Origin of the sequence: Rossellomorea oryzaecorticis (genome assembly GCF_045897515.1) — a bacterium.
Lineage (GTDB): Bacteria > Bacillota > Bacilli > Bacillales > Bacillaceae_B > Rossellomorea > Rossellomorea enclensis.
Map to the genome: position 1 here is coordinate 142,421 of NZ_JBJOSA010000008.1, position 24,823 is coordinate 167,243.

Below are 24,823 nucleotides of genomic sequence, written 5' to 3' on the forward strand. Positions count from 1 at the left end.
CTTGTCATGACAACTTATTTATCCTGCAGCAGTTCCAAAATCCGGTTCAAATCTTCCTGCGAGAAGAACTCAAGTTCAATTTTCCCCTTCTTCTTGGATTGCTTGATCGTTACCGTAGTACCGAATCGCTCCTGGAGCATCGTTTCCTGTTCTTTGATGAAAACATCCTTTTTCTTCTCCGGAGGCTTTGTTTCACGTGAAACATTCCCGTTCATCTCGCCTATAAGTTTCTCAAGCTGCCGTACGTTCAGTGATTCTTTCAGAATGCGGTTCACCAGTGCGGACAGGTTCTTTTTATTCTTCAAACCGAGCAGTGCACGTCCGTGACCCATCGTTAATTTCCCTTCGGAAATCAATTCCTGAATGGGCGCGGGCAGGGAGAGAAGCCTGATGTGGTTAGCGATATGGGGACGGCTTTTTCCAAGGCGCTTCGCCACTTCTTCCTGGGTGATCTTCAGCTTATCCATCAGCATCTGATAGGCTGCTCCCTCTTCGATCGGAGTCAGATCCTCCCGCTGAAGATTCTCGAGTACGGCAAGCTCCATCATCTGCTGATCGTTCAGTTCCCGGACGACAACAGGTACAACGTCCAATTTTGCAGCGGTCGCTGCGCGGTAACGCCTTTCACCGACTACGATTTCGTATCCTTTGATTGATTTCCTGACAATGATCGGCTGCAAGATTCCGTGCTCCAAAATCGATTCCTTTAATTCCTCGATTGCAGCAGGCTCAAAAATCTTGCGTGGCTGATAAGGATTCGGCCGTATATCTTTCAGCTTTACCTCTTGAACGGTTTCTTCACTTTGAGTCGTTTGTACGTTTTGAAAAAGGGCGTTGATACCCTTTCCTAAACCTTTAGCCATTCGTCACCACTTCCTTTGCCAGTTCTAAATAAACTTCCGCTCCCCTGGACTTCGCATCATAAATAATGATCGGTTCACCGTGACTCGGTGCTTCACTCAAACGGACATTACGAGGGATGATCGTGCGGTACACTTTATCTTGAAAGTACTTCTTCACCTCTTCAATGACTTGAATACCCAGGTTTGTGCGGGCATCAAGCATGGTCAGCAGCACCCCGTCGATCATCAGATCATGATTGAGGTGTTTTTGAACGAGGCGGACGGTACTCAAGAGCTGACTCAGCCCTTCGAGGGCATAGTACTCACATTGGACAGGAATGACGACAGCATCAGAGGCTGTCAGCGCATTGATCGTCAAGAGACCCAAAGACGGAGGGCAGTCAATAATAATATAGTCAAAATCACCTTTGACTTTTTCTAATGCTTTCTTTAATCGAACTTCACGAGAAATGGTCGGGACGAGTTCAATTTCTGCCCCTGCCAATGAAATGGTAGCAGGTACGATGGAAAGATTTTCGACTTTTGATTGTTTGATTGTTTCCTTTACGTCGACATCATCCACCAGCACATCATAAATGCATTGATGCACATCGCCTTTTTCCACTCCAACACCACTCGTGGCGTTTCCTTGGGGATCGATATCTACAAGCAGGACTTTTTGTCCTATGTATGCAAGGCATGCTCCCAAATTGACGGAGGTGGTCGTTTTTCCCACGCCGCCTTTCTGGTTGGTCACCGCTATTATTCTTCCCAAGGTTGTCACCTACCTTTTGACGTCCTAGATTGGTCGTTTTTTCTACACAGTATTCTTCTATTCTATCAAAATTCGCAGAGAAATGTCTGATTCTTTTTTGAAAATATTGAAAGCTTCTTTTTCAATATTTGGAAAAAATCAAATCTGTTAAAAAGGGCAGTAGAATCCTGTTGTAAATTGTCATATTTCCAAGGAAATTATTTAGGGGGGCGGCTTGGTATTACGCTATTGATTTCTGTGCAGGTACTGCTCTTTCCGCAGGAGTTTCCGTCCTGTACTCCAATCAACCGCTGTAACCGGTATAAATTAAGTGTCTATATTGTCAAATACCAAAAAAAAAACGAGCCATCAATTTAAATTCTGGAATTCAAATTGATGGCTCAGTTTTTTTAACTTAAATAATAATATCAACGCCTCGTTTCTATTGTGCTTTGGGTATTTAATAAAATCAATAAGAGATACTCTTTGATGAATGCTCTTGAACTCTTTTAGCATTTGTCAGAATAGAAGACCTTCTCTTTAAATAATCCCCATCCAACAGAGAACGAATGCCATTTGTCATCATGGTTATCGAAACAATCAATAAGGTTAATAAAAGGACCGGGAAGAAAATGATCCATGGGGAAAGCATTAGTTCAAAGTAATTGCTCCCGATGAATGCCGTCCATCCCGGAATGAAAAAACCAAGAATGGATACGTGCATCATAAGGGTCAAGACAGCGACCAATTGTCCGCTGAATATCAATAAGAACTTTCCTCTCACACTGGGAAGCACATGCTTTATTAAAATGTGAAGGTTCTTCCCTCCCAACACTCTGGCGCCTTGTATAAATTCCTGCTGATATGCAAGAAAGGTTTCCTTTCCGATAAGTTGGGATAAAGAAGGGATTCCGACACCGATTAATATGAAGGCGATCAGCCTCCATCTGAAATCGGGGTTATCAATGAAAAGTTGATAATCCATAAATTGCATTCCGTATAACAAAAGAAATGCAAGCAGCGTCACCGGTACAAAATGAAACCCTTCGAGGAGGACATCCATCCATTTCAATCTTCGATAATAGATTCCATAAAACAATCCTAATAGTAAAGAAACGAGCATTCTTCCACCTGTAACAATAAGGGCCAGCTTCAGTGTTGGCATCGTTTGGCCCAGAATTACGTCGAACATATCAGTTCCCCCGGCTGAAGTTCCAAAGGGATGTTCCCAGGATGGCGGAAGAGGCTTTACGTTTAAGTAATCCTCCTGAGAAGTTTGTCCTGTATCCTCATAAAAGAAGTGACTATTCACATAGCTTCCTGCGATTAGAAATATGATAATCAAGAAACCTGTTAAAAAACTCCCACTTTTAAAGAGTCGCTTGATCATAGACCGCCACCCCTTTCGGCAAAAATGATTGGATTAGAAAAAATACGACAGACAGCGGAAGTGTGAGCAAGATCAATCCTGCTGATATGATTTCGTAACTGGGGTGGTTGGACATGAATTGTAAAATACCATAAATATTATACATATATTCGAGGATAATCATGTTGGATATGAGCAGCAGATACATATATTTTAAGTTATAAAAAAAGGAGTAAAGAACGTTTGGAAAAACATGCTTGATCAGAATATGAAGCTTGCCCATCCCCTTTGCCACACTAAGCTCCACATAAGGTTTCCCCAGCTCATTCTCATACATCATCAGGGTATTTTTATAAAGATAGATCATAGGGATCAAGGATAATGAAAGGATAGGCAGCAGATAAATTTTTTGTCCCGACACAGAATAGGGTTCTGTGATGAGAAAATCGGTATGCTTGAATACCCATACAGCCCCGAGCTGTAATGAGAAAATGACAAACACATCGGGCAGTGCTTCAAGAATCGTCAGTATATATTTGACTGAATCCTGCACCTTTCTTGGTAAATAAAAGGTTCCGGTGGTCAGCAGGACCGCAAATAGCAAAGCGATAAATAGTGAAACAAACAGGAGCAGGAGAGAATATGTATATGATTCCAGTATGTAAGGAAATATCGTCCTCTCGACGTTCGTACCCTGAGCTGTATAACTTATATCGGTGAAGTGATACAACTCTATGAACGTTTTCTTTAACTCAGAAAAGAAGTTCACAGGAAAAAATCCTAAATCTTTTCTTTCCATCCCAAAAGGTTGATCCGCTGGCGGTGGAATATCTTTAAAAATAAGGGCGGGTAAATGACAAATACTGATAACACTAACTGTAGTAGCAAACAGAACGATCATAAAACGTGCGAATCTCTGGACCATCCAATCCCCCTAACGTTGTTTTTGGAAAACAAATCCAATTATTATTACCATGTTAATATATAGTTCCTTGTTATGACAACCTGTTATTTAGTTATCCAAGGGGAAGATTGCCCTTAACGAAAAAAACGCAAATAAAAAAGCAAGAAACACAAATCTCTGTTTCTCGCTTTTTATGAATCTATTTCTTTTTGGGAATACGGATGGTAAATTGATAGAATTCGTCGTGCTCTTCTTCCTCGGCGTTGAGGTTGATGCCGCTGTCGGACACCATGGAGAGAGACTGACGGATTGTATTGACGGCTATGCGCATATCCTTTGAGAATGCCTTGCGTTTCGGCTTCGGTTTTGGGGCGGAGCCTTCCAGCATCTTCACGACCCGGTCTTCTGTCTGCTTGACATTCAGGCTCTTCTCGATGACTTCGCCGAGAAGCTGGATCTGTTTTTCGGGTTTTTTCAATGGAATCAATGCACGCGCATGGCGTTCCGTAATTTTCTTATCCAATAATGCATGATGAATTTCTTCTGGAAGCTTTAGGAGACGAAGCTTGTTTGCCACTGTGGACTGTCCTTTTCCTAAGCGCTGAGCAAGTGCTTCCTGAGTCAAATTGTGCAGCTCCAGCAATTTACCGTAGGCGATTGCTTCTTCAATCGGGGAAAGCTCTTCCCTCTGCAGGTTTTCGATTAAAGCGACTGAAGCCGTTTCGGTATCGCTGAGGTTCTTGACGATGGCCGGGACGGTTTCCCAGCCAAGCTTTTGAACAGCCCTGTACCGTCGTTCACCAGCGATGATTTCGTATTGTCCGTCATCAGCCTGCCTGACGACGATCGGCTGTATGATTCCATGCGTGTGGATGGTTCTTGACAGCTCTTCTATTTTTTCATCATTAAAAACGGTTCTTGGTTGAAAGCGATTGGGAACGATTTGTGCTACGGGGATCTTCTTCACCTCATCGCGGTCTTCCACTTCCACTACACTTGATTCTTCAGATTCAACATCTTGCTCTTTTTCACCCAGACCAAAAAAACGAGAGAAAGGATGCTTCATCTTCCTACACCACCTTTAAGAAACTCCCTATATTATGATTCTCTAAAATATGACAAATTCCTGCCTCTTCTAGACATATTCACTCAGGATCATTACAGTTCAAGCATACCATTTTTCCTATAAGAGCAGAACCACTATGGGGACCGTTCTTATTCCAACGGTAATTTATTCGGCGTTCCCGGTTTTCTCGGGTACTTATTAGGTGTTTCTTTCACTTTGTTTATTTTCACGATATTCCGTTCGCTTTCTTCTTCTGGAAGGACAAATGAAAAGACTTTTTCAGTCTGGCCCCCAAGCGTCGCAATCGCTTTTTTCCCTATGTTCATTTCTTCACCGGCACTGGCAGCCTTCATTGCCACGAATGACCCGCCTTTTTTGACGAGCGGCAGACAAAGTTCGCTCAGTACGGACATTCTCGCGACTGCCCTTGCCGTCACAATATCATAGGATTCGCGGTGTTCCTTCTTTTTCCCGAAGGTCTCTGCCCGGTCGTGAAAGAAGTTGGTATTCTCGAGTCCCAGTTCATTTGATAAGTGATTCAGGAACGAGATCCGCTTATTCAATGAGTCTACAATCGTGATATGCAGGTGGGGGAAGCAGATTTTCAAGGGGATGCTCGGAAACCCTGCACCCGCTCCCACATCGCATACGGATACGACATCTGAGAAGTCGATATAGAATGCTGCACTGATTGAATCATAGAAGTGTTTCAGATACACTTCTTCCTTGTCCGTGATGGCCGTGAGATTCATCTTTTCATTCCACTCGACAAGGATTTCATAGTAACGTTCGAATTGATCTAATTGCCCGGGAGAAAGGGAGATCCCCTTCTCCTCCAGGCTGGATTGGAACTGGTCTATATTCATTCAATTACCCTTCCTTTGCCTATTGATCGCCTGAAACTTTCGCGATTTTCCCTTGTTCGATATACACAAGCAGAATCGAGATGTCGGCAGGATTGACTCCTGAAATCCTTGTAGCCTGTGCCAGGGAAAGCGGGCGTACTTCGATCAGTTTCTGCCTTGCTTCTGATGCCAGTCCGCTGATCGCTTCATAATCAATGTTTTCAGGGATTTTTTTGTTTTCCATCTTTTTCAGCTTATCGACTTGCTGAAGGGATTTCTCGATATATCCTTCATATTTCACCTGGATCTCAACTTGTTCTTCCACATCTGGTGAAAGCTCGACCTCGCTCGGGACAAGGCGTTTGATGTGGCTGTAATTCATTTCAGGACGCTTCAATAGATCGGCTGCAAGGATGCCGTCCTTCAATTCACTGCCCCCGGCTTCACGGATGACCGCCTGCGTCTCTTCGACAGGCTTGATCCGGATGCTTTCCAGACGCTCTTTCTCGGCATTGATCGCTTCTTTCTTTTCCGTGAAACGTCCGTATCTTTCATCGGAAATCAAGCCGATGCGCTTTCCGATATCCGTCAGGCGCAGGTCTGCGTTGTCATGACGTAATAATAACCGGTATTCCGCACGGGAAGTCAATAATCGGTAAGGCTCATTTGTCCCTTTGGTCACGAGGTCATCGATCAATACGCCGATATAGGCATCGGAACGGCTGAGGATGACTTCGTCTTTATCAAGCGCCCGGCAGGCGGCATTGATGCCGGCCATCAGACCCTGTCCGGCAGCTTCCTCGTAGCCGGAAGTACCGTTGATCTGGCCTGCAGTATAAAGATTCTTGATTTTTTTCGTTTCAAGCGTCGGCCATAATTGTGTCGGCACGATGGAATCGTACTCGATCGCGTAGCCTGCACGCATCATCTGTACCTTTTCAAGACCCGGGATCGTGGAAAGGATTTTCTGCTGCACGTCTTCGGGAAGGCTCGTTGATAAACCTTGTACATATACTTCCTGCGTGTTTCTCCCTTCAGGTTCCAGGAAGATCTGGTGACGAGGCTTGTCATGGAAACGGACCACTTTATCTTCGATTGACGGACAATAACGAGGGCCTGTCCCTTTGATCATACCTGAATACATCGGAGAACGATGTAGATTTTCGTCGATTAGTTTATGAGTTTCTTCATTTGTGTACGTCAGCCAGCAAGGAAGCTGATCCGTGATATATTTTGTCGTTTCATAACTGAATGCACGCGGCACATCATCACCGGGCTGGATTTCCGTTTTGGAATAATCGATGGATGATGAATTTACGCGTGGAGGCGTCCCCGTTTTAAAACGGACTGTATCGAATCCAAGCTCCCTTAGATGATCCGCCAGCCTGATGGATGGCTGCTGATTGTTCGGGCCGCTGGAGTATTTAAGATCTCCAAGGATGATTTCACCGCGTAGGAATGTCCCGGTCGTGATGACGACCGTTTTCGCACGGTAAGCAGCACCGGTCATGGTCACGACACCCTTGCACTCTCCGTCTTCGACGATCAATTCTTCGACCATTCCCTGAAGAAGGGTCATATTCGGTTCGTTTTCAAGCGTGCGCTTCATCTCATGCTGATAGAGAAATTTATCCGCCTGCGCCCTGAGTGCGCGGACAGCCGGACCTTTCCCTGTATTCAACATCCGCATCTGAATATGCGTTTTATCGATATTGCGCCCCATCTCTCCGCCGAGGGCGTCGATTTCACGGACGACGATCCCTTTTGCCGGACCTCCAACAGAAGGGTTGCACGGCATGAAGGCAACCATATCCAAATTGATGGTCACCATTAACGTTTTCGCTCCCATCCGGGCTGAAGCAAGTCCTGCTTCGACACCGGCATGTCCAGCACCAATGACAATGACATCATATTGTCCTGCGTCATATTGCATGGTTTATTTTTTCCTCCTTGCGGGTGAGCCGACTGGCCACCCCTGTAAAATAATTTATTTTCCGAGGCAGAATTGAGAGAACAGCTGGTCGATCAGGCTTTCATGGACGCTGTCGCCGATGATTTCACCGAGCAGCTCCCACGTCCTTGTCAGATCGATCTGCGCGATATCGATCGGTGTTCCCATTTCCACACTGTTGATTGCTTCGTTGATTGCCTGCGATGCCTGATTCAATAAGGCGATGTGCCGGCTGTTCGATACATATGTGATATCCCCCGCTTCGATGGATCCTGCAAAGAAGAGCGAGGAAATCGCTTCTTCAAGTTCATCGATTCCTTCTTCTTCAAGAAGGGCAGTGGTCACAAGCGGATGTTCCTTCGCCAGTTCGCGAACCCGGTCCAAGTCGATCTTCTGCGGAAGGTCCGTCTTATTTACGATGACGATGACGTCCATCCCTTTCACCGCTTCAAAAAGCTGTTCATCCTCATGTGTCAGTTCGTCTGCATAATTGAGGACGAGAAGAATCAGGTCTGCTTCCTTCAAAACCTGTCTCGAACGTTCGACACCGATCCGCTCGACGATGTCCTCCGTTTCGCGGATTCCCGCCGTATCGACAAGACGGAGCGGCACCCCGCGTACATTTACATATTCCTCTATCACGTCGCGGGTCGTACCCGGAATGTCGGTGACAATCGCTTTATTTTCATGCACAAGGCTGTTCAATAAGGAAGATTTACCGACATTCGGACGTCCGATGATGACAGTGGAAAGTCCTTCGCGAAGGATCTTCCCTTGTTCGGATGTTGTGATCAATTTATCAATTTCGTCCCGTACATGCCTTGATTTTTCAAGAAGGACGGTATGCGTCATTTCTTCGACATCGTCATATTCCGGATAGTCGATGTTCACTTCGACGTGTGCCAGGGTCTCGAGGATTTCCTGCCGCAGTTTCCGGATCAGATTGGAAAGGCGTCCCTCCATCTGATTCAGCGCCACATTCATCGCCCGGTCCGTTTTCGCACGGATCAGATCCATGACCGCTTCTGCCTGGGACAAGTCGATGCGCCCGTTCAAGAAAGCGCGCTTCGTGAATTCACCAGGCTCGGCCAAACGCGCTCCATGCTTCAATACAAGCTGAAGCACTTTGTTGACCGAAACCAATCCGCCGTGGCAGTTGATTTCGATGATATCTTCACGTGTGAAGGTTTTCGGCCCCCTCATCACAGAGACCATCACCTCTTCCACCACCTGCTCTGTGCCCGGATCGATGATATGTCCGTAATGGATCGTGTGGGAAGCAAACTCCTTCATGGACGTCCCCTTCATCCCGCGGAACACTTTCGCTCCGATGTCAAAGGCTTCATCCCCGCTCAAACGAACGATGGCGATCGCACCTTCGCCCATCGGTGTCGAGATGGCTGCAATTGTATCCAGTTCCATTCTTATCACCTCTCTTTAATGTTGTTTTTGAATCTATATGAACGAATGAAATTCAGAGAGCAAAGTTTCCCCAAATTATTAGAATATCACAAACCTATTTAATACAAAAGAAACTAATTTCCCTTGCCGTCACGTTATCCACAGATCATTTTATCTTATCTCTATTATTTTAACTTATCCACATGTGAATAACAATAAAGCGGGTCAAAAAGGGATATCCACAGGGCGGGTGAGACGGAAATAATGATTTGGCTGGAGGGAGGATTTTAGTGTGGGGTTATTTCCGCAGCGGGACTAGATTTTGGGTTGTCGCTAGAGAGAGATGGGATCTGTGTAGGTGTAGGGAGAGTGAGTTGAGGAAGAGTTTTTTTGACTTTTTAAGATAATAAACGGCAATGAACGGCAGTTTTTTGTGGATTCTATTAAAAAAAAGGGGGGATCTCCATTCTTTTAAACATTTTTGATAGGGCGAGAAGCCGCAATGATGATTATATTATCAAAAACAGAGGATTTATTATCAAAAAAAAAACGATTTTATTATCAAAACGCCCCATACCCCTGGTTTCAGCCACGAGACCAACCAAAAAACGACAAATTTCGCCGCTTGCTCCAACTACCGGCTGCAATTCATGCGGCAATTTATCATCCACCCATAAAAAACAATAAAAAAGACGACCCCTCAAAAAAGGAATCGTCTCTCTCAATTTATTTAGGTGCGATCACGATATATCTGTTGGGTTCCCGGCCTTCTGAATAGGTGTCCACTTTTTTCGCATTGACCAATGCGGTATGGATCACTTTGCGTTCATAGGAAGGCATCGGTTCAAGCGAAACAGCGCGGTTTGTGCGCAGTGCTTTATCCGCAAGCCTTTCTGCGAGGTTCGTCAGGGTCTGGCGTCGGCGCTCACGATAGTTTTCGGCATCCAAAAGTATGGTTAAAAACTGGTCGGACTCCTTGTTCGCTGCCAATTGGGTCAAATGCTGAAGTGCATTTAATGTCTGCCCCCGTTTTCCGATCAGAAGGGCCATTTTTTCACCGGATAAACGGAATTCTACATCTCTTCCGTTTACCTCCACATCGATGGAAGCCTCCACTCCCATCTCACGGGCAACAGATAATAAGAATTCTTTCGCTGTCTCCACCGGATCAATTGCTTTCCTTACCTGGACGGATGCGGGTCTGCCCCCGAACAGTCCGAACAGACTTTTTTTACCTTGATCTAACACTTCAATTTCTGCTTGTTCTTTGGTGATGTTCAGTTGAGACAAGGCTGATTCAATGGCTTCTTCCACCGTTTGACCAGTCGCTTTCACTTCTCTCACTTTTTCTTTCCTCCCGAACCACCGGCTTTTGCTTTCGCAGCTTGTACTTCTCTGATATCCGGACCTTTGATGAAGTACGTTTGAACGATCATGAAGATATTACCGATTACCCAGTACAGCGCAAGTGCTGATGGGAAGTTGATTGCAAAAATCACGATCATCACCGGCATGATGTAAAGCATCATCGCCATTTGAGGGTTTTGATCCGCTGTACCCGCCATCATCAGCTTTTGCTGGATGAATGTTGTGATACCGGCTACGACCGCAAGGATGATATCCCGTTCACCAAGGTCGAACCAAAGGAAATTATGTTCTGCAATTTCTCTTGTACGAACGATTGAGTGATAAAATCCGATCAGGATCGGCATTTGGACGATCAATGGGAAACACCCTGCCAGAGGATTGACTCCGTGTGACTGGAATAATGCCATTGTTTCCTGTTGAAGTTTTTGTTGAGTCTGTGCATCTTTAGAACTGTATTTTTCACGAAGCTTTTTCATTTCAGGCTGAAGTGCCTGCATCGCTTTTGAGTTCTTCGTTTGTTTGATCATTAACGGTAAGATGGCTAAACGAATAATCAATGTGACGATGATGATCGCCAGACCATAAGAACCATTGAACCAATCCGCTACCATCGTAATTAATTGTGATAATGGCCATACAATATATTCATTCCAAAAACCTGTACTCTCAGGTGTGATTGGCTGATTATATTCTGAACAGCCGGATAAAACAGTCATTAGCCCGATAATTGCCATCAGGGCTATCAGTCTCTTTTTCACCCTTATTTTCCTCCCAACTAATATGTTTCTTCAAGGCGTACTCAGCGTATTATGTTTTCAGTATATTGCTAATCCGTGCACCCATTATAGCTTTCACACTCTCCCAAACCAATCAAGCTATCCGGTGCAAGAACAAGTGCAATCTAGCAGAAAACAGCCTTCTTTCAATAGCCGGGGATACAATTACCCCAACCCGTTCTTAAAAAGTACAATCCTTCGTATTGTAACATCTTTTCAAAGGCTTGTGATGCTGAAACTTGTCTAAATAGTAAATACTTTTTTACTTTTTTCTATCATTTTTGCCATAAGAAGTCTTTTTCAAAACTTTTCCACGCTTTAAAACATGCGTGATGCTGCTTTTCACTTCATGAAAATCCATGTCGGCCGCCGGTTTCCTGGCGATGATTAAATAATCGTGGTTATCCTGAACGTCTTCACGCAATTCTAAGAAAGCCTGCCTGATGTACCGCTTGATTCTGTTCCGGCACACAGCATTCCCGATTTTTTTGCTCACGGAAATCCCGATCCGGAAAGGCTGGGCTTCTTCCTGTTTTAAGGAATAAAGAACAAATTGCCTGTTTGCAAACGATGTCCCTTTTTTAAATATCTCTTGAAATTCTTTGTTTTTCTTAACTCGCTGTTCTTTCCTCATAACCCACACCTGTTTTTTTGTTTTTCTTAAGTCTTTCATTTAATAGAAGATCTTAATCATTTTTGCCCATTTACTAGAAAAAAAGACCACTGAGTCAGTTCAGTGGTCTAAGCAGATAATACTTTTCTTCCTTTAGCACGGCGGCGAGCTAATACTCTGCGTCCGTTTTTAGAGCTCATACGCGCACGGAAACCGTGTACTTTACTTCTTTTACGTCTATTTGGTTGAAACGTTCTTTTCATCTATTGCACCTCCCTGAAGGGTTCATCTTCATATGTTAAAGACATTCTCCACTATTATAAAGACGACAACCATAAAAAGTCAACACTCATATCATTTTATTTTTGGTTATGTAAAATTTACTAATGGATTATTGAATCTTTTTTTAATGCTCCAATTGCCGCTTATAATTTCCGGAGTGGACAGCTAAATCGTCGACGGTTCCTTTCCGCTGGAGGCATTTGCTTTCCGCGGGGAGAAAGTCGAGCCTCCTCGGCGTTCCGCCTCCGGGGTCTCGACCTTTTCTCTCTTCCCGCAGGAGTCAAATGCCTCCAGCTCCAATCCACTCTGTCTTTTTAATATAGATTGTAATAAAAATCACTAGTAGTCAGCGGGAAATGCCTTTCTCTTATTTATAGATGAATTATATCTTTTCTAATATAGAAATATAACTTATTAATGTAGACAGATTAATTTTTTACTGGGGGATAAGTGGTGTCTATATATCTAGTGGATCTAGCGTTGATTGGAGTGCAAGACGAAGACTCCTGCGGGAAGAGTAGCTTATTAGAAAAGCGGAAGAGCTTTGCTCAGAGCCCTGCAGCTGGACAAGTGAGACCCCGCAGGAACGAATGTGACGAGGAGGCTCACGGGCTACCCGCGGAAAGCGAAGTCTTGCACGGAAATCATAAGCGGAAATAAAACTCCTCAATAATTTTTTCCCTCTCTTAATTCCTTCTACAAAATTTCTCTCAACTCCAAAAAAATCACCCTGTGGATAGATTTCGACATGATTTTTATTTATCCACAGCAGGTATTGACAGGTTTTTCACAAGTTAACTCCTTGTGGACAATTTAATTCCACAGCTGACAGGGGTTGTGGATAAAATTTAAAAACCATTGCACCTCTAAGGATATTTTGATATGATTATTGTGTTTTCACTCTTGATAACTGCAATTACGAAATTTACTTATCCACAAAATGTGGATATCATGTGGGTAACTTATTCAGATGGTTTGTAAACCCTTGTCCACAGGTGGTGGATATTGTCGACTAACCATTTTCTTTCCTTATTATATATATTCTCCACATTCAGTACATTGTATTTTTATAAGATGACGAGATTTACATCGTTTACAAGTTATACAGAGATTGTACACGCACGAAAAACTGGCATTTCTGCCGGACAAAGATAAAGAAAAGGAGGGATCAGGTTTGGAGAATATCGGGGATCTTTGGAGCAAAGCCTTGGAAAATATCGAAAAGAAAATCAGTAAGCCAAGCTTCGACACATGGCTGAAATCGACGAAGGCTCACTCCATCCAAGGGGATACTCTTGTGATTACCGCTCCGAATGAGTTTGCGAGAGATTGGCTGGAAGGTCGTTATTCTCAGTTAATCTCAGGAGTGCTGTATGACATAACCGGCGAAGAACTGGTCGTCAAATTCATTATTCCCCAGAATCAGGAGCCGGAAGAGTTTGATATTCCAGTCCCGCCGAAAAAGGCATCAAAAGACGATGATCAGTATGATCTGAACCAGAACATGCTGAATCCCAAATATACATTCGATACGTTTGTCATCGGCTCAGGCAACCGCTTCGCCCATGCTGCATCATTGGCAGTGGCGGAAGCACCTGCAAAAGCCTACAACCCGTTATTTATCTACGGGGGTGTCGGCCTGGGGAAGACTCACTTGATGCATGCGATCGGTCATTATGTGCTCGAACATAATCCTGCTGCAAAAGTGGTCTATTTATCTTCCGAAAAGTTCACGAATGAGTTCATCAACTCCATACGTGACAACAAAGCGGTCGATTTTCGCAACAAATACCGGAGCGTAGATGTGCTGTTAATTGACGATATTCAATTCTTGGCCGGTAAAGAACAGACACAAGAGGAATTTTTCCATACATTCAATACACTGCATGAAGAAAGCAAGCAGATCGTCATCTCAAGTGACCGGCCTCCTAAAGAAATCCCGACACTCGAGGACCGTCTGCGTTCCCGCTTTGAATGGGGCCTTATCACCGATATCACTCCACCTGATCTGGAAACGAGAATCGCGATTTTAAGGAAAAAGGCAAAAGCGGAAGGCCTGGATATCCCGAATGAAGCCATGCTATATATTGCCAATCAAATCGACACGAACATCCGAGAGCTTGAAGGCGCCCTGATCCGGGTCGTTGCCTACTCATCGCTTATCAATAAAGATATCAACGCAGATCTCGCGGCAGAGGCATTGAAGGATATCATTCCTAGTTCAAAGCCGAAGGCAATCACAATCCAGGAGATCCAGCGCGTAGTCGGCGAGCATTTCAACGTGAAAATCGAGGATTTCAAAGCGAAGAAACGAACAAAATCCATCGCATTCCCGCGTCAAATCGCCATGTATCTATCCAGGGAAATGACAGATTCCTCCCTGCCTAAAATCGGCGAAGAATTCGGCGGCCGCGATCACACAACCGTCATCCACGCCCACGAAAAAATCAGCACCCTGCTCGGAGCAGACGCCCTCCTCCAGCAGCAGCTGAAAGACATCAGGGATTCTCTTAAGTAATAAGTTTGAGAAGGCTGCTTGGAAGTTGATAGACTATTTCAGCCCAAGGGGAAATTGAAATAACAAGTTGGATCGGGTAACCGGATATTAAATGCTCTTTTAGAATTCTATTAATGAATTTAACTAGATTCAGCGGTTGATTGGAGTGCAAGACGAAGACTCCTGCGGGAAAAGTGGCCAATGTGAGACCCCGCAGGCGAAGCCGAGGAGGCTCACAGGGCACCCGCGGAAAGCGTAGTCTTGCACGGAAATCATTAGCGGTTTTAGAAGTGTATCTAATTCTGCTATACCTATTAATAGTTTTTTCAAAACTGAATACTGTTGATAACCGAGACCAACTAGCACACAGTCTGTCCACATGTGGATAGGCTGTGTTTCCGTTCAATTCACACACTTATCCACATATCAACAGGCCCTACTAGTACTATTACTTTTTTAAATAAATTATTAATATATGATTCAGTCCAAAAAATTATGTGCAAATTGGAGGAAATAATCATGAAATTTGTTATTCAGAGGGACGATCTTGTTCAAAGCGTTCAAGATGTCATGAAAGCAGTAACGTCCAGAACCACGATCCCTATCCTTACAGGAATCAAAATCGTAGCAACCGAAGACGGCGTAACCCTTACAGGAAGCGACTCCGATATTTCCATTGAATCCTTCATCCCTGCTGAAGAAGATGGTTCAGAGATTGTAGAAATCCAGGAAACAGGCGGAATCGTCCTCCAGGCTAAGTTTTTCAGTGAAATCGTAAAGAAGCTCCCTAAAGACACGGTGGAAATCGAAGTCTTGAATCACTTCCAGACGGTCATCCGTTCCGGCAAAGCTGAATTCAACCTGAATGGATTGGATCCCGAAGAATATCCTCATCTGCCTCAGATTGAAGAAGGAAATGGAATCAAAGTTTCCACAGACCTTCTAAAGACGATGATCAGACAGACTGTGTTCGCAGTGTCCACCTCAGAAACACGCCCCATCTTGACAGGTGTAAACTGTCAGATCGAAAACGGCGAGCTGAGCTGTATTGCAACAGATAGCCACAGGCTGGCAATGAGAAAGGCTCCGATTGAAACGAACCATGATGCGTCTTATAACATCGTCATCCCGGGTAAGAGTTTGAATGAGTTGAACAAAATCCTTGATGACACGGACGAGCCGGTTGAAATCGTCATTACTGAAAACCAGGTGCTGTTCAAAGCGAAACATCTTTTATTCTTCTCAAGACTTCTTGAAGGGAACTATCCTGATACGAGCCGTTTGATCCCGTCCGATACAAAGACGGAACTGACGCTGACAACGAAGGAATTCTTGCAGGCGATCGACCGTGCCTCGCTATTGGCAAGGGAAGGGCGCAATAATGTCGTGAAACTTTCGACCCTTGATGCCGGAATGATCGAGATTTCCTCCAATACACCTGAAATCGGAAAAGTCATCGAGCAGGTTCAAAGTCAATCTGTCGAAGGGGAAGAACTTAAGATTTCCTTCAGTGCGAAATACATGATGGATGCACTGAAAGCGATCGAAGGAACCGAGATATATGTGAATTTCACTGGAGCAATGAGACCGTTCGTCTTAAAACCGCTTCATGACGATTCGATCCTTCAACTGATCCTTCCGGTTAGAACGTATTAGTAGTGTAAAAACCGATACCCCCTGAAAAGGTATCGGTTTTTTCTTTTATGAAATGTGTTGTGAAAAATGGTAATTCTTGTCGAATTGTCGGTAAACTCATAAAAATAGTCCGAATCCGCTGGTTTTTGTCCGTATATCAAACAAATTGTCCGCAAATCCCATTTTTCGTCCGCATTCCCCGAAAAATTTCCGAGTGCTTATTCCCTGATACTATTCCGTCTTCATTTTCGTCTCCCAGTAAGCTTATAGCCCTTCTATCTTTCGTTAGTTGTGACTTAAGGAGATTTAGAGTAAAATAAGATATTAGAGACTTTATACGGAAAGTAGTGATTTTAGTGGAGAAAAAAGTCACGATTTCAACGGAGATCATCACGCTCGGGCAGTTCCTGAAACTTGCCGACGTGATTCAATCCGGAGGCATGGCTAAATGGTTTTTGAGTGAATACGAGGTATACATAAATGGCGAACAGGACCAGAGAAGAGGACGAAAGCTTGCGGTCGGCGATAAAGTCGAGATTCCGGAAGTAGGGGTTTTTGTGGTTGCCGCAGAATAAAAAAGGATGTTATGTCCATGTTTATTGAACAATTGGAACTGAAAAATTATCGGAACTACGATTCGATTGAAGTGGATTTCGAGAATAAGGTGAATGTCATCCTCGGGGAGAATGCCCAGGGGAAGACGAATATCATGGAGTCCATTTATGTGCTTGCGATGGCGAAATCCCACCGGACGTCGAATGATAAAGATTTAATCCGCTGGGACGAGGAATATGCTAAAATAAAAGGCAGGATTCAAAAATATAACGGACCGCTGCCTTTGGAACTTGTACTCTCAAAAAAGGGCAAGAAAGCAAAGTGCAATCATCTTGAACAGCAGAAGCTGAGTCAATATGTCGGTAATATGAATGTTGTCATGTTTGCGCCTGAAGATCTCCATTTGGTAAAAGGGAGCCCTCAAGTTAGGCGTCGTTTTATTGATATGGAAATCGGGCAGGTTTCGCCTGTTTATTTACATGATATCAGCTTATATCAAAAAATATTACAACAGCGGAACCATTATTTGAAACTGCTGCAGACGAGGAAACAGACCGATCAGACGATGCTCGAGGTCCTGACGGAACAATTCATTGAAGTCGCCGTCAAGATCGTCAAGAAGCGGTTTGAATTCGTCCAGCTGCTCGAAAGTTGGGCAAAGCCGATCCATTCAGGGATCTCAAGGAACCTCGAAACGCTGGAAATCCTTTATAAACCGTCTTTGGATGTATCAGATGATCAAGAATGGTCAAAAATGGTAGAGGTATACGAACGGAAATTCGAGGGGATACGCGAGCGGGAAATTGATCGCGGCGTCACCCTGGCAGGCCCGCACCGTGATGACCTGCAATTCATCGTGAACGGACGCGACGTCCAGACCTTCGGATCGCAGGGGCAGCAGCGGACAACGGCCCTTTCTGTGAAACTGGCAGAAATCGAACTCATCCATTCTGAAATAAAAGAATATCCCATCCTCCTTTTGGATGATGTGCTGTCGGAGCTCGATGATTACCGTCAGTCCCATTTGCTCAACACCATACAAGGCAAGGTACAGACCTTTGTCACGACCACCAATGTTGACGGGATCGACCATCAGACGCTTAACGAGGCGGCACAGTTCGAAGTGGAAGCGGGAACTATGAAAAGACTGAAATGAGGTGCTGCATTGTACATTCATGTCGGAGAAGATGTCATGGTCCGGACCGACGATATCATCGCAATCATCGATCGGGACACCGTACAGTTTTCAGAAGAATTACAGCTCTTTTTAAAAAATAAAGATAATCACCTTTGTAATCTTGCAAAGGGTTCATATAAATCTCTCGTTATCACGAAAAATCAATTGTATCTTTCCCCGCTGGCATCCAGCACGCTTAAGAAACGATCAAAGAAATACTCAAACTATGAGAATTTATTATAGGAATACAAGCCCGAAAGGTTAGAAAGTGTAGGTGAATCGGCATGGCTATGGAACAAAAACAAGCACAAGGTCAATCCTATGATGAAAATCAGATTCAGGTTTTAGAAGGATTGGAAGCCGTACGTAAACGACCAGGAATGTATATTGGTTCAACGAGCGGAAGAGGTCTGCATCACTTGGTGTGGGAAATCGTGGATAACAGTATCGACGAAGCACTTGCCGGATATTGTGATGAAATCGAAGTCATCATTGAAGAAGACAACAGCATCACCGTTACCGATAACGGTCGCGGAATTCCGGTCGGGATTCATGAAAAGATGGGACGCCCGGCTGTAGAGGTCATCATGACCGTGCTTCACGCAGGCGGTAAATTCGGCGGCGGAGGATACAAGGTATCCGGAGGACTCCACGGTGTCGGTGCGTCTGTCGTCAACGCCCTTTCAACAGAACTTGAAGTGCATGTCCACCGGGACGGGAAAATTCACTATCAGAAGTTTGAAAAAGGCATACCGAGTTTTGATTTGAAGGTGATCGGAGAAACCGACAAGACGGGAACCATCACCCACTTCACCCCTGACCCTGAAATTTTCACAGAAACGACTGAATATGACTATGAAACACTCGCGAATCGTATTCGGGAACTGGCTTTCTTGAATAAAGGCATTCAGTTGAGCATTGAAGATAAGCGCGGTGAAGGAAAGCGCAAAGATTATCATTACGAAGGCGGAATCAAATCCTATGTAGAGCATTTGAACCGTTCGAAAGAAGTCATCCATGAAGAGCCGATCTTTATTGAAGGTGAAAAGGACGATATCACGGTTGAAATCGCCCTTCAGTACAATGACGGCTTTGCCAGCAATATCTATTCTTTCGCGAATAACATCAATACCCATGAAGGCGGGACGCATGAGTCGGGATTCAAGACGGCCCTGACCCGTATCATCAATGATTATGCGCGTAAAAATAACGTCTTCAAAGAAAGTGACGCCAATCTTTCCGGTGAGGATGTTCGTGAAGGTTTGACAGCCATCATCTCGATCAAACACCCGGATCCCCAATTCGAAGGACAGACAAAGACGAAACTGGGGAACTCAGAGGCAAGGACGATCACGGATTCACTGTTCTCTGAACATCTGGAAACATTCCTCCTGGAGAATCCGGTCGTGGCAAGGAAAGTGGTCGAAAAAGGACTCATGGCTGCACGTGCGCGTATGGCCGCGAAGAAAGCAAGGGAGCTAACACGCCGTAAGAGTGCACTTGAGATCTCAAGCCTGCCAGGTAAACTGGCGGACTGTTCCTCAAAGGACCCGGGCATCAGTGAAATCTATGTCGTTGAGGGTGACTCAGCCGGCGGATCTGCCAAGCAGGGCCGTGACCGTCATTTCCAGGCGATCCTTCCGCTGCGCGGTAAGATCATCAACGTTGAAAAGGCACGCCTTGACAAGATCCTGTCGAACAATGAGGTCCGAGCGATCATCACGGCACTCGGTACAGGGATCGGGGAAGACTTCGATATCTCCAAGGCGAGATACCATAAAGTCGTCATCATGACCGATGCCGATGTCGATGGTGCCCATATCCGTACGCTTCTCCTGACGTTCTTCTATCGTTATATGAGACAGATCATCGAAGCAGGATTCATCTACATCGCTCAGCCGCCGTTGTATAAGATTCAGCAGGGCAAGAAAATCGAATATGCCTACAACGATAAAGAGCTCGACCGCATCCTGGCAGAAATTTCACCTACACCGAAACCTGGTATCCAGCGTTACAAAGGTCTAGGGGAAATGAACCCTGAGCAGCTATGGGAAACCACAATGGACCCTGAATCAAGAACACTGCTTCAAGTAAGCCTGCAGGACGCCATCGAAGCCGATGAAACCTTTGAAATCCTCATGGGTGACAAAGTAGAACCTCGACGTAACTTCATTGAAGAGAATGCTGCTTACGTTAAGAACCTGGATATTTAGGATTGGTTTTGACTTTTCAATAGACGATTAGCAAATATTTAAATATACCTTTGACTGCACTGCTTAGTTGATTGGAGCGGAGGACGCTCGACTCCTGCGGGATGCGCGGGACAGGTGAGACCCCACAGGCGTAAAGCGCCGGGGAGGCTCACCGCCCGCCCCGCGGAAAGCCATCGTCCGCAGCGGAAATCAACGGCCCGTTTTTACCAGAACATTTTAGAGAAAAAGCAGGATAGACACATCAATCTATCCTGTCTTTTACATAGCGGACAAGGTTAACAAAGAGAAAGGTCCAAATCTTTCTTTAAAAGGAGGTCCCTTATACTATGGCCGAAACACCAAAATCAAATGTTAAAGAGATTAATATAAGTAATGAGATGCGCACCTCATTCCTGGATTATGCGATGAGCGTTATCGTTTCCCGTGCCCTTCCCGATGCCCGTGACGGATTGAAGCCGGTCCATCGCCGTATTTTATACGCGATGAACGACCTGGGGATGACAGCGGACAAAGCATACAAGAAATCTGCCCGTATCGTCGGTGAAGTTATCGGTAAGTATCACCCCCATGGTGACTCAGCGGTATATGACACGATGGTGCGTATGGCTCAGGATTTCAACTATCGCTACATGCTTGTCGACGGCCACGGAAACTTCGGTTCTGTCGACGGGGATGCTGCGGCAGCGATGCGTTACACAGAAGCACGCATGTCCAAGATATCGATGGAACTGATCCGTGATATCAATAAAGATACAATCGACTACAAAGATAACTATGATGGCAGCGAACGCGAACCGGAAGTACTGCCGGCCCGTTTCCCAAACCTTCTGGTGAACGGATCGTCAGGTATCGCTGTTGGAATGGCGACGAATATTCCGCCTCATAATCTTGGTGAGGTGGTTGACGGGATCCTTGCATTAAGTAAAGATCCTGACATCACAATCCAGGAATTGACAGAACACATTCATGGCCCGGACTTCCCGACTGCCGGCTTGATTGTCGGAAGAAGCGGCATCCGCCGCGCTTATGAAACAGGTAAAGGATCCATCACGATGCGTGCCCGTGTCGAAATCGAACAGAAGAGCAACGGGAAAGAAACGATCATCGTCCATCAGATCCCTTACCAAGTCAACAAAGCAAAACTGATTGAAAAAATTGCGGAACTAGTCCGTGACAAGAAGATCGACGGCATCACGGATCTTCGCGATGAATCCGACCGTAACGGTATGCGTATCGTCATCGAAGTCAGGAAAGATGCCAATGCGAATGTCCTGCTGAACAACCTATATAAGCAGACTGCACTTCAAACAAGCTTCGGGATCAATCTGCTTGCCCTTGTCAAAGGTCAGCCGAAAGTGTTGAACCTCAAGCAGTGCCTTGTGGAATATCTGGATCACCAGCGCGTTGTCATCCGCCGCAGAACCGAGTTTGAATTGCGTAAAGCGGAAGCAAGAGCCCACATCCTTGAGGGTCTCCGGATTGCGCTCGATCATATTGATGAAATCATCGCCCTCATTCGCGGTTCCCAGACGACGGACCTCGCGAAACAAGGTTTGATGGAGCAATTCTCGCTGTCTGACAAGCAGGCACAGGCAATCCTTGATATGCGTCTCCAACGCTTGACAGGACTGGAACGCGAAAAGATCGAAGATGAATATCAGGAGCTTGTAAAACTGATTGCTGAACTGAAAGCGATCCTGGCCGACGATGAAAAAGTACTTGAAATCATCCGGGAAGAGCTCATTGAAATCAAAGAACGCTTCAACGACGAAAGAAGATCTGAAATCGTTGCAGGCGGAATTGAAAATATTGAAGATGAAGATTTGATCCCGCGTGAAAACATCGTGGTTTCACTTACTCACAACGGCTACATCAAGCGCCTTCCTGTTTCCACTTACCGCAGCCAGAAGCGCGGCGGACGGGGAATCCAGGGGATGGGCACGACGGGTGATGACTTTGTTGAACATCTGCTCACAACATCCACCCATGATACAATCCTGTTCTTTACGAACAAAGGGAAAGCATACCGTGCCAAAGGGTATGAAATTCCTGAATTCAGCCGTACGGCAAAAGGACTTCCGATCATCAACATGCTCGGCGTAGAGAAAGACGAGTGGATCAACGCGATGATCCGCGTAGAAGAGTTCGTGGATGACTGGTACTTGTTCTTTACGACCAAGCACGGCATCTCCAAGCGTACGCCTGTCTCTGATTTTGCCAACATCCGTACCAACGGACTGATTGCCATCAACCTCAGGGAACATGATGAATTGATTTCCGTCAAATTGACCGACGGTGACAAAGACATGATTATCGGTACGAAAAAAGGAATGCTGATCCGTTTCCCTGAAACCGATGTCCGTTCAATGGGAAGGACCGCAACCGGTGTTAAAGGGATCAACCTCTCCGATGACGATATCGTCGTAGGCATGGAGATCCTTGAAGAGAAGAGCGATATCCTGGTCGTAACGGTCAACGGCTATGGTAAACGTACACCTGCAAGTGAATACAGAGTCCAGACCCGCGGCGGTAAAGGACTGAAGACATGCAACGTCACCGAACGTAACGGTGAACTGGTTGCCGTCAAAGCCGTGACAGGCGAAGAAGATCTCATGATCATCACCGCCCACGGAGTCCTGATCCGTATGGACGTCAATGATATCTCCACAACCGGACGTAACACCCAGGGTGTCAAACTGATCCGTCTTCAGGAAAGTGAATTCGTTTCTACAGTAGCCAAAGTGGAAAAAGAAGAAGATGAAGAAACAGAAGCCCCTGTTGAAACATCCGAAGACGGAGAGACAGCTGAAGGCAACGAACCAGCTGAAGACAATATAGAAGACCATAACGAATCAACCGATGATTCAGAAGAATAAATAAAGAAAAGCTATTTCCTGAGGAAGTCATCTTCTTCAGGGAATAGCTTTTTTTGTACAAAGATGGTTGTGCAAGCAGGGGAACGTTATTTCAATAAAAAATAACTTTACAAAAAATAAACCAATATGCCTTTAATTTGGTAAAATAAACCTATATAGAAAAGGATGATTTGAGGTGTAATAACATGAAAGTGCATCGAGACGAAGTGGAAGCGGGCTGTATTCTGGAAAAAGAGGTCATGGGAATGACATCAAACCCAATCATTCCAAAAAATACAGTATTAACAGATGAACATATCAAAGTCCTCCGGGCATTCAATATCACTGAAATCGAAATTGAGAAAACAAAAGCGGACGGCCGTCACCACAGGTCTAAACAACTCCCATCCCAGCCGGATGCTTCAGAAGCAGATCAACCTGCAGGAACTGGATCACATGAGATCGGGACGGACAAAGGCTTCATCAATATCTATTTGGAAAGCGTCGGTGAATTCAAAAAAGAATTCACGAACTGGCAATCAGGGATGCCGATCAATATTGCGAAGATGAGGGAAATCACCCTTCCCCTCATTAACACGATCGAACAGAATAAATTCCTGCTCTATTCATTGAACCAGTACTCTACGAAAAAAGACTATATCTATCATCACCCCCTTGCAGTCAGCATCATAAGCGCCATGCTCGGAAAGAAAGCAGGGCTTAACAGCGGACAGGTCAATCAACTCGCCCTGGCAGGTGTACTGGCCGACTGCGGGATGGCAAAAGTATCATCAACCATCTTAAAAAAAGAGAAGCCCCTTTCTGAAAGTGAATTTCAAGAAATCAAACTTCATACAGCAAACGGATATAAAATGGTAAAGGATTCCCCTCTATTGAAACCAGAAGCGAAACTTGCAATCTTCCAGCATCATGAGCGTTTCGATGGGACAGGCTATCCGACTTCTGAAAAGAGCGACCGCATCCATTTGTATTCACAGATCATCGGAATCGCCGATGTGTTCCATGCCATGACCTCGGAGAGAATCTATCGAAACCGGCAGCCGGTCTTTAAGGTGCTGGACATGATCAGCAAAGATCTCTTCGGCAAATTTGATATAAAAGTAGTAAACGCACTCATGCAGTTGATGGGTGATTTGGATATCGGGACAGCTGTAAGACTATCAACGGGGGATTACGGTGAAGTAGTCTATACAAAAACCAATATCTACACGAAGCCGATTGTGAAACTGAACAACAGTGAAGAACTGCTTGATCTCTCGCTGAGTAAGGATATTTATATTACGGAAGTATTGGGTTAAGGCTATATAAACATGGCATTTCTATCATCCGGGAGGGGTCTGAATTTTCCCGGGTTATTTTTTATAAAAAAACCTTGCTAAACTGCTTGAAGGCATGTATACTATTATTTGTTGTCCGAAAGAGAGAGACATTACATATTGATTCGTTAAAAAATGTTTTTGCGAAATAATAAAAAAGTGTTGACGAAAGTCGGACAAGATGATATATTAATAAAGTCGCTTCAAACGGAGCAGGCGCAACGAATTGAACCTTGAAAACTGAACAAAACAAGACAATACGTCAACGTTAATTCTAGATTTACCGTAACGAATATCGTTACAAAAAAGAGCTATTCAAACTTTTATCGGAGAGTTTGATCCTGGCTCAGGACGAACGCTGGCGGCGTGCCTAATACATGCAA

The 24,823-nt window shown here is 44.9% G+C and carries 20 protein-coding genes and 1 rRNA gene; 9 read left to right on the top strand and 12 right to left on the bottom strand.

Annotated elements, in window-relative coordinates; all coding sequences use genetic code 11:
• Positions 1 to 14: 14 nt before the first annotated feature.
• The 12 genes from ACKA06_RS11890 to rpmH form a co-directional block, all read right to left on the bottom strand.
• Positions 15 to 863 (bottom strand): ParB/RepB/Spo0J family partition protein, encoded by an 849-nt coding sequence (locus ACKA06_RS11890; protein ID WP_058299805.1) that lies wholly within the window; start codon positions 861 to 863, stop codon positions 15 to 17.
• On the bottom strand, positions 856 to 1,617 hold the full coding sequence (locus ACKA06_RS11895) for a ParA family protein (RefSeq protein ID WP_032087129.1): 762 nt from the start codon (positions 1,615 to 1,617) through the stop codon (positions 856 to 858). The genes ACKA06_RS11890 and ACKA06_RS11895 overlap by 8 nt, the downstream gene beginning before the upstream one ends.
• A 448-nt stretch (positions 1,618 to 2,065) precedes the next feature.
• Complete coding sequence (locus ACKA06_RS11900) at positions 2,066 to 2,788, bottom strand: ABC transporter permease subunit (RefSeq protein ID WP_411159745.1); 723 nt, start codon at positions 2,786 to 2,788, stop codon at positions 2,066 to 2,068.
• 178 nt (positions 2,789 to 2,966) lie between these two features.
• The gene (locus ACKA06_RS11905; RefSeq protein ID WP_197669851.1) at positions 2,967 to 3,734 is read right to left on the bottom strand and encodes an ABC transporter permease subunit; all 768 of its coding nucleotides are present in this window, start codon (positions 3,732 to 3,734) and stop codon (positions 2,967 to 2,969) included.
• Positions 3,735 to 4,068: 334 nt separating this feature from the next.
• Positions 4,069 to 4,935 carry a nucleoid occlusion protein gene (noc, locus tag ACKA06_RS11910; RefSeq protein ID WP_411159746.1) on the bottom strand — a complete coding sequence of 289 codons (867 nt, stop codon included), beginning with the start codon at positions 4,933 to 4,935 and terminating at the stop codon, positions 4,069 to 4,071.
• 149 nt (positions 4,936 to 5,084) lie between these two features.
• Positions 5,085 to 5,801: a 16S rRNA (guanine(527)-N(7))-methyltransferase RsmG gene (rsmG, locus tag ACKA06_RS11915; RefSeq protein WP_411159747.1), complete on the bottom strand. Its 717-nt coding sequence runs from the start codon at positions 5,799 to 5,801 to the stop codon at positions 5,085 to 5,087.
• A gap of 19 nt (positions 5,802 to 5,820) precedes the next feature.
• The gene (gene mnmG, locus ACKA06_RS11920) at positions 5,821 to 7,713 is read right to left on the bottom strand and encodes a tRNA uridine-5-carboxymethylaminomethyl(34) synthesis enzyme MnmG (protein WP_411159748.1); all 1,893 of its coding nucleotides are present in this window, start codon (positions 7,711 to 7,713) and stop codon (positions 5,821 to 5,823) included.
• A gap of 54 nt (positions 7,714 to 7,767) precedes the next feature.
• Positions 7,768 to 9,153, bottom strand: coding sequence for a tRNA uridine-5-carboxymethylaminomethyl(34) synthesis GTPase MnmE (gene mnmE / locus ACKA06_RS11925; protein WP_411159749.1), 1,386 nt, complete (start codon positions 9,151 to 9,153; stop codon positions 7,768 to 7,770).
• 705 nt (positions 9,154 to 9,858) lie between these two features.
• The gene (jag, locus tag ACKA06_RS11930) at positions 9,859 to 10,476 is read right to left on the bottom strand and encodes an RNA-binding cell elongation regulator Jag/EloR (protein ID WP_032087135.1); all 618 of its coding nucleotides are present in this window, start codon (positions 10,474 to 10,476) and stop codon (positions 9,859 to 9,861) included.
• Positions 10,473 to 11,258, bottom strand: coding sequence for a YidC family membrane integrase SpoIIIJ (gene spoIIIJ / locus ACKA06_RS11935; protein WP_032087136.1), 786 nt, complete (start codon positions 11,256 to 11,258; stop codon positions 10,473 to 10,475). The genes jag and spoIIIJ overlap by 4 nt, the downstream gene beginning before the upstream one ends.
• 280 nt (positions 11,259 to 11,538) lie before the next feature.
• The gene (gene rnpA / locus ACKA06_RS11940; protein ID WP_032087137.1) at positions 11,539 to 11,910 is read right to left on the bottom strand and encodes a ribonuclease P protein component; all 372 of its coding nucleotides are present in this window, start codon (positions 11,908 to 11,910) and stop codon (positions 11,539 to 11,541) included.
• Positions 11,911 to 12,017: 107 nt separating this feature from the next.
• Entirely contained in the window at positions 12,018 to 12,152 is a 135-nt protein-coding gene (gene rpmH / locus ACKA06_RS11945; protein WP_071617052.1) for a 50S ribosomal protein L34, read from the bottom strand.
• A 1,193-nt stretch (positions 12,153 to 13,345) separates the two neighbouring features.
• On the opposite strand from rpmH, the gene dnaA reads away from it, so the two are divergent.
• The 9 genes from dnaA to ACKA06_RS11990 all read left to right on the top strand — a co-directional run.
• Complete coding sequence (gene dnaA / locus ACKA06_RS11950; protein WP_032087139.1) at positions 13,346 to 14,689, top strand: chromosomal replication initiator protein DnaA; 1,344 nt, start codon at positions 13,346 to 13,348, stop codon at positions 14,687 to 14,689.
• Positions 14,690 to 15,187: 498 nt separating this feature from the next.
• On the top strand, positions 15,188 to 16,324 hold the full coding sequence (gene dnaN, locus ACKA06_RS11955; RefSeq protein ID WP_058299811.1) for a DNA polymerase III subunit beta: 1,137 nt from the start codon (positions 15,188 to 15,190) through the stop codon (positions 16,322 to 16,324).
• Positions 16,325 to 16,659: 335 nt separating this feature from the next.
• The gene (yaaA, locus tag ACKA06_RS11960; protein ID WP_411159750.1) at positions 16,660 to 16,878 is read left to right on the top strand and encodes a S4 domain-containing protein YaaA; all 219 of its coding nucleotides are present in this window, start codon (positions 16,660 to 16,662) and stop codon (positions 16,876 to 16,878) included.
• Between the two features lie 17 nt (positions 16,879 to 16,895).
• The gene (gene recF, locus ACKA06_RS11965) at positions 16,896 to 18,014 is read left to right on the top strand and encodes a DNA replication/repair protein RecF (RefSeq protein WP_032087142.1); all 1,119 of its coding nucleotides are present in this window, start codon (positions 16,896 to 16,898) and stop codon (positions 18,012 to 18,014) included.
• A 9-nt stretch (positions 18,015 to 18,023) separates the two neighbouring features.
• The gene (gene remB / locus ACKA06_RS11970) at positions 18,024 to 18,278 is read left to right on the top strand and encodes an extracellular matrix regulator RemB (RefSeq protein WP_032087143.1); all 255 of its coding nucleotides are present in this window, start codon (positions 18,024 to 18,026) and stop codon (positions 18,276 to 18,278) included.
• Between the two features lie 47 nt (positions 18,279 to 18,325).
• Positions 18,326 to 20,248 (top strand): DNA topoisomerase (ATP-hydrolyzing) subunit B, encoded by a 1,923-nt coding sequence (gyrB, locus tag ACKA06_RS11975; RefSeq protein ID WP_032087235.1) that lies wholly within the window; start codon positions 18,326 to 18,328, stop codon positions 20,246 to 20,248.
• Between the two features lie 326 nt (positions 20,249 to 20,574).
• Entirely contained in the window at positions 20,575 to 23,124 is a 2,550-nt protein-coding gene (gyrA, locus tag ACKA06_RS11980; RefSeq protein WP_198259071.1) for a DNA gyrase subunit A, read from the top strand.
• A 185-nt stretch (positions 23,125 to 23,309) separates the two neighbouring features.
• Positions 23,310 to 24,422, top strand: coding sequence for an HD-GYP domain-containing protein (locus ACKA06_RS11985; RefSeq protein ID WP_198259070.1), 1,113 nt, complete (start codon positions 23,310 to 23,312; stop codon positions 24,420 to 24,422).
• A 341-nt stretch (positions 24,423 to 24,763) separates the two neighbouring features.
• Positions 24,764 to 24,823 (top strand): 16S ribosomal RNA (locus tag ACKA06_RS11990); the annotation flags it as partial.

Excerpts from the sequence above, each read along its gene's own strand:
- ACKA06_RS11890 (WP_058299805.1), bottom strand. The coding sequence starts at position 863 with ATGGCTAAAGGTTTAGGAAAGGGTATCAACGCCCTTTTTCAAAACGTA.
- rpmH (WP_071617052.1), bottom strand. The coding sequence starts at position 12,152 with ATGAAAAGAACGTTTCAACCAAATAGACGTAAAAGAAGTAAAGTACAC.
- ACKA06_RS11985 (WP_198259070.1), top strand. The coding sequence starts at position 23,310 with ATGAAAGTGCATCGAGACGAAGTGGAAGCGGGCTGTATTCTGGAAAAA.
- rsmG (WP_411159747.1), bottom strand. The coding sequence starts at position 5,801 with ATGAATATAGACCAGTTCCAATCCAGCCTGGAGGAGAAGGGGATCTCC.
- dnaN (WP_058299811.1), top strand. The coding sequence starts at position 15,188 with ATGAAATTTGTTATTCAGAGGGACGATCTTGTTCAAAGCGTTCAAGAT.
- noc (WP_411159746.1), bottom strand. The coding sequence starts at position 4,935 with ATGAAGCATCCTTTCTCTCGTTTTTTTGGTCTGGGTGAAAAAGAGCAA.
- ACKA06_RS11900 (WP_411159745.1), bottom strand. The coding sequence starts at position 2,788 with ATGTTCGACGTAATTCTGGGCCAAACGATGCCAACACTGAAGCTGGCC.
- mnmG (WP_411159748.1), bottom strand. The coding sequence starts at position 7,713 with ATGCAATATGACGCAGGACAATATGATGTCATTGTCATTGGTGCTGGA.
- gyrA (WP_198259071.1), top strand. The coding sequence starts at position 20,575 with ATGGCCGAAACACCAAAATCAAATGTTAAAGAGATTAATATAAGTAAT.
- recF (WP_032087142.1), top strand. The coding sequence starts at position 16,896 with ATGTTTATTGAACAATTGGAACTGAAAAATTATCGGAACTACGATTCG.
- gyrB (WP_032087235.1), top strand. The coding sequence starts at position 18,326 with ATGGAACAAAAACAAGCACAAGGTCAATCCTATGATGAAAATCAGATT.
- rnpA (WP_032087137.1), bottom strand. The coding sequence starts at position 11,910 with ATGAGGAAAGAACAGCGAGTTAAGAAAAACAAAGAATTTCAAGAGATA.
- mnmE (WP_411159749.1), bottom strand. The coding sequence starts at position 9,153 with ATGGAACTGGATACAATTGCAGCCATCTCGACACCGATGGGCGAAGGT.